Consider the following 4,900-nt stretch of genomic DNA (forward strand, 5'->3'; position numbering starts at 1 on the left):
TATTCTTCGTAGCTTTTTTCAAGAATAATATTTACACTGTTTTCATCGCCAAAAGTTTTTTTAGCATCTTCAGTAGCCTTTTCCAAATCTCTGAAACACACAATATTTCCAAAAGTTTTAATTCTATAGTTTTTTATTATTTTTAATTTTATTACTGTTGTGACGTACTTTATAAATTATGTGTCGCAAACTATTCTTTGCTATTTAATGCTTTATTGATGGTTTCTTGAATAAGAGGACTACAGCATTTTCCCAAAGGATTGTTAATTTCGCACTTTCCATTTTTCATTGCCCCTGTAAGTCTAATAATATCTTTAATATTCTTTGCACCATCATCTAAAACAGCATTTATAATTTGTTGCTCTGTAACATGGTTGCAATAGCATATATATTTGGGATTTGCATTCTTTTTAAACCATATAGGAACTTTTACCTCTTCCTTATAAAAAACTCTTTCATTGTTTATGTTATAATACACGACATCACAATCTTCATTCATACATAAATAGTAAGTTTCTTCATCTACAACCTTTCCCCTAAGGTTTTCTGATACCATATGCTTTACAGTTATATTCTTAACCTTTTCTCCTATTTCATAACATTTGGGGCAATTTTCTTTTTCTTCCACTGTACCAGTGGTTTTTTGTATTGAACCTCAGCAAGATTGATTTATCTTATTTTCTTGACTCACTTTATTTCCTCCTGTCTAAATAAATATTATTTCTATAGTTAATCAGGATATCTAATACCTCTTTCAATGTATCTACAATATATTCTCCCTGTCGGTATCTCCTTTTCTCTGCTATAACTCGAACTTGGTCCTTAGATTCAACCACATCTATTATTCTTTTAGGATATTGAACCCATTTCCCTATCTCCTGATATTCTTGATTCATAATAATAAATGTTGGTGTAATAACTTTTTCATTAGGCATAAACTTACTGTAACTATCTGTATCTATTACTTTAAGTTTTATATTTTCATTATTTTTTTCTAACCAATGAACTACAGGAATATTAATTATAGAATCAATACACCAGTTTTCTCCAATCGCAAGTATATTAAATTTGCTTGTTATACTACTAACCTTTTCTAAATATCTCTCTAAATTTAAATAATTTCTTATCGCATTATTAGCATAATTCTTATATCTATCCTGAGCAGTATCGTAAAATTGTTGAAAAGAAACTCCAGAGTTAAATACTTGCTTGTATTTCAAATTGTCACTTCCTCCTAAAAAAGTAAGTTACTCCATATAATTTACTTACTATTCATCTAATTAAATTTTACCCTTTGCTCTACTAAGATATTCAACTTGAACATAATTATACTGATGCGTAACTAACTATTACCTTAAATATGATTATATTAGATAATTATCAACTATTTAAGAGCTAATGTCCTTACCTCTCATGCACTGCTCACAGCAATTAGACCCTAATTACTCTAAGCAATGCACGAAATATATTTAGTTAAAGTTCCTGAAACCGTTGATTTATTAACACAAACTGCACTCATCACTATTATGACACGTTCCCCACATCTCGGATCATATACCTTTTTAATGCTTGTTTTGCCGTCCATTACAAGCTTTGCCAAAAACTTTGACACTGTTTGGGGAGTGAAGAATTCTCCACCAGATTTTCCTGCATTACTTGCATAGTTGGATGTCAAATATTCGTATGCATCTCCGAATGCGTCGATGTCGTTGTTTTCAAATTTGCCTAAATTAATTTTGTCAATTCCAGTTAGTATGTCACATAATCTTTTGTTTTTCTCAGCTACCGTTGCTCCAAGTTTGCTGCTTGTGGTGTCAACATCTTCGAATAATCCTTTGATGTCATCTTCTGAAGGATATCCTATTGCGCTTTTTTCGATTGATTTGAATATATTTGCCAAATCTGTGTTCAAATTTTCATTGGTGCGTGCAGTTTTTACGACATTTTGAAATAATTGGCTTGGTAGTATGAAAAACCCTGTTTCTTCTACTGTATCTAGTCTGAAATCTGTTTCTGCTTCTTCATTTGTGATTTATGTTAATTTTTCATTATGTTTTTTTTAATTTTATGTAATATTTCATTTTAATTATATCATATAATTAATTGACTATATTGTGTTTCATTTTTATTTTCTTGCAATAAAAAACCAACACATTTTTAAAAATGCGTTGGCTTTTGTTTTATTTATTCTCTTCTTTTTGTTTTTCTCCAGTGTACAATTTATTGCACAAGAATGGTGAAACAAACGATGAAATTATTACGCCAAATGTTACAATGGCTGCTGCTCTTGGTGCATAAACTGTTAATGAAGGATCATTTGCTGCCATTATCATTGGAATACTTGCGGACAATCCTGCAATTGTGGACAATCCACCCGCGGATACTCCATCTCTTTTCAAAACTTTTCTTTCAACAAATAGCATTGGCAAGAATATCAAAATATAATAAACTACTGCCATTATTACTCCTGAAAATCCTGCTTTGACTGCTTCAAATAAATCGATGCTATTACCAACAGACCAACCTAGAGCAAAAATCATGAATGGCATTCCTGTTGAGATAAATTTTCCCAAATCTTTGTCTATATTTCCTATTGCCACTCCTAAAACTAATGGAATTACCAATGAAACTATTGACATGTAATCCACACTTGTCGGTTGAGAGAGTCCGAAAATAAGCATTGCTATGGCTGGAGTTGCAAAAAGCGATATGAATCCGAACGCTGACATGTCAACTTCGTCTCCACAGTCTTCCATTATTGCCAAGAACAACGAAGGATTTAGTGATGTTAATGTACAAATAAATCCTATTAAACTAATTCCTAAAACTCCTTGCATACCAAAAAATTTGAAAAACAAAATTGCAAATAAAGCTGTAACTGCTGTTCTTACTAAAATTAATAGTCCGTAGATTTTAACCACGCTTTTGATACTACTCAATTTGACTGTACAGCCAGATATAAATATTGTAGCTCCTAAAATGAATCCCAAACTCGATGGGCCAAAGAACGATTCAGTTACTCCACCGATTTTGAATAGATTCGGGAAAAATGTATGGATTAATGCCGATATCATCATCGGCACTAATAACGTTCCTCCAGGAATTTTTTTCATTAATTTCATAATAAAATCCCCCGTTTATTTTTCGTTCAAATACTTCAAAGCCACAGCTCCCATTGCCTTTGCTGCGATAATCATAGAATCTTCGTTGATTGTGAATTTTGGATGGTGATGTGGGTATGCTTTGCCATCTGGTTTTGCACCAATATAGAAGAAACTTGCTGGAATTTTTTGTGAATAATATGAAAAGTCTTCTGATTGTGCTTGTGGACCGCAATCTTCAACGCCATCAACTTCAGGAATATTCGCTTCTTCTACAGCATCAACTACAAGTTGTGTCATTTCATCGTCATTCATCAAAACAGGATAATCATTTTTGTAATCCAATTCGATTTCACAACTATACGCCTTTGCCAATCCTTCACAAATATTTCTAACTTCTTGTTCAATAAGAGTTCTTGCATCATCAGACATGCATCTAACGTCTCCTTCAAGAGTTACTGAGTCTTTAATTATATTAAATTGACCTTTACCATCAAATGAACCAATAGTTACAACGCCTGGAGTCATTGGGTTTAATCTTCTTGAAACAATAGTTTGCAAACTCATAACCAAATTACTAGCAATAACAATAGCATCATTCGCTTCGTGAGGTGCAGCGCCGTGTCCGCCGGTTCCTTTTACTGTCGCAACGAATTTCGCACGAGCTTGTTGTGTAGGACCTTTGTGGTAATAAACTTTTCCAAAATCCAATTGACTCATGACGTGACATCCAAATATATTATCAACGCCATCCAAAACGCCATCTTTAATCATAAAACTTGATCCTCCTGGTGGCATTTCTTCTGCTGGTTGGTGAATGATTACAATTTTACCGGAAAAATCATCCTTCATTTCTACCAAACAATCTGCCAAAGTCATCATATATGCAGTGTGTGCATCGTGACCACAAGCATGCATTACGCCCTTGTTTTTAGAAGCATAGTCAAGTCCAGTATCTTCTGTAATTGGAAGTGCATCAAAATCTGCCCTCAATGCTACAGTCTTTCCTGGCTTACCAGAGTCAATCGTAACCTTTATTCCATATCCTCCAACATTTTTTTCTACCGTTACATCCTTGTTATTTTCATAGTGCTTATAGATATACTCACTAGTTTCCTTTTCTTCATAAGAAAGTTCAGGATGTTCGTGAAGCCATCTTCTGTCATTAAACATATCATCTTTCTTTGAATCAATCAAAGAAAATAATTTATCATAATTCATATAAAATTCCCCTTTCATAGTAGTATATATACCCTGTTTTTATAAAAAGTATCCGCTGGGAATTTTTTAGTTTAATTGTAGACTGATTCAAAATATAAATAAAGTCCTAAGCTATTAAATCGCTCAGCCTAAAATCATTACCTAAGTTTAGTTTTACAATTCACTAATTTTATCCAAAATACTTTCTGCAAGTTTCGCTTCTTTAGTTACATTGTAATTTTTATCAATTCCTTTAACTTGAAGAAATTTGGAAATCGGAGCTTCTATCTTTATTATATTATCAATATTAAAGTTGTTGCTTTCTTCTAATTTTAAGTCTTCTAATAATTTAATTTCATCTTCAGTAAATATCTTTACTATTATTTTTACTTCCTTTAAAAGTTAATTGGTGTTTTACACTTGCATCTTTATTTACTTTATAATAAAATTTTATAATAGGTGTAATTAATTTAATTATTTTTAAGTTTTTATGAATTGCTTTTTTTTAATTGATAATTTATCATAACAAGTGCAACATAAAATAACTCATAGCTAATCAGCTGTGTTAATATGTAAGTGACCAAACAAAACATATTAAA

The 4,900-nt window shown here is 31.8% G+C and carries 5 protein-coding genes; all 5 read right to left on the reverse strand.

The genetic code is table 11. From position 1 onward, the window contains the following. Positions 1-190 precede the first annotated feature (190 nt). The 5 genes from KHW44_RS06345 to KHW44_RS06365 all read right to left on the reverse strand — a co-directional run bounded on the left by KHW44_RS06345 (position 191) and on the right by KHW44_RS06365 (position 4,322). The gene (locus tag KHW44_RS06345) at positions 191-673 is read right to left on the reverse strand and encodes a Csac_0668 family 2Fe-2S cluster-binding (seleno)protein (RefSeq protein WP_158521252.1); all 483 of its coding nucleotides are present in this window, start codon (positions 671-673) and stop codon (positions 191-193) included. A gap of 19 nt (positions 674-692) precedes the next feature. Then, on the reverse strand, positions 693-1,220 hold the full coding sequence (locus tag KHW44_RS06350) for a thioredoxin family protein (protein ID WP_094208285.1): 528 nt from the start codon (positions 1,218-1,220) through the stop codon (positions 693-695). Between the two features lie 227 nt (positions 1,221-1,447). Beyond that, the gene (locus KHW44_RS06355; protein WP_369680521.1) at positions 1,448-1,912 is read right to left on the reverse strand and encodes an N-6 DNA methylase; all 465 of its coding nucleotides are present in this window, start codon (positions 1,910-1,912) and stop codon (positions 1,448-1,450) included. A gap of 268 nt (positions 1,913-2,180) precedes the next feature. Continuing rightward, the gene (locus tag KHW44_RS06360; RefSeq protein ID WP_094224379.1) at positions 2,181-3,122 is read right to left on the reverse strand and encodes a 2-keto-3-deoxygluconate permease; all 942 of its coding nucleotides are present in this window, start codon (positions 3,120-3,122) and stop codon (positions 2,181-2,183) included. Between the two features lie 15 nt (positions 3,123-3,137). After that, complete coding sequence (locus KHW44_RS06365) at positions 3,138-4,322, reverse strand: amidohydrolase (protein ID WP_304067354.1); 1,185 nt, start codon at positions 4,320-4,322, stop codon at positions 3,138-3,140. Positions 4,323-4,900 lie beyond the last annotated feature (578 nt).

This window comes from Finegoldia magna (assembly GCF_018371055.1).
Taxonomy (GTDB): Bacteria; Bacillota; Clostridia; order Tissierellales; family Peptoniphilaceae; genus Finegoldia; species Finegoldia magna_I.

Coding starts and splice junctions, on each gene's coding strand:
- KHW44_RS06360 (WP_094224379.1), bottom strand. CDS start 3,122: ATGAAATTAATGAAAAAAATTCCTGGAGGAACGTTATTAGTGCCGATG.
- KHW44_RS06365 (WP_304067354.1), bottom strand. CDS start 4,322: ATGAATTATGATAAATTATTTTCTTTGATTGATTCAAAGAAAGATGAT.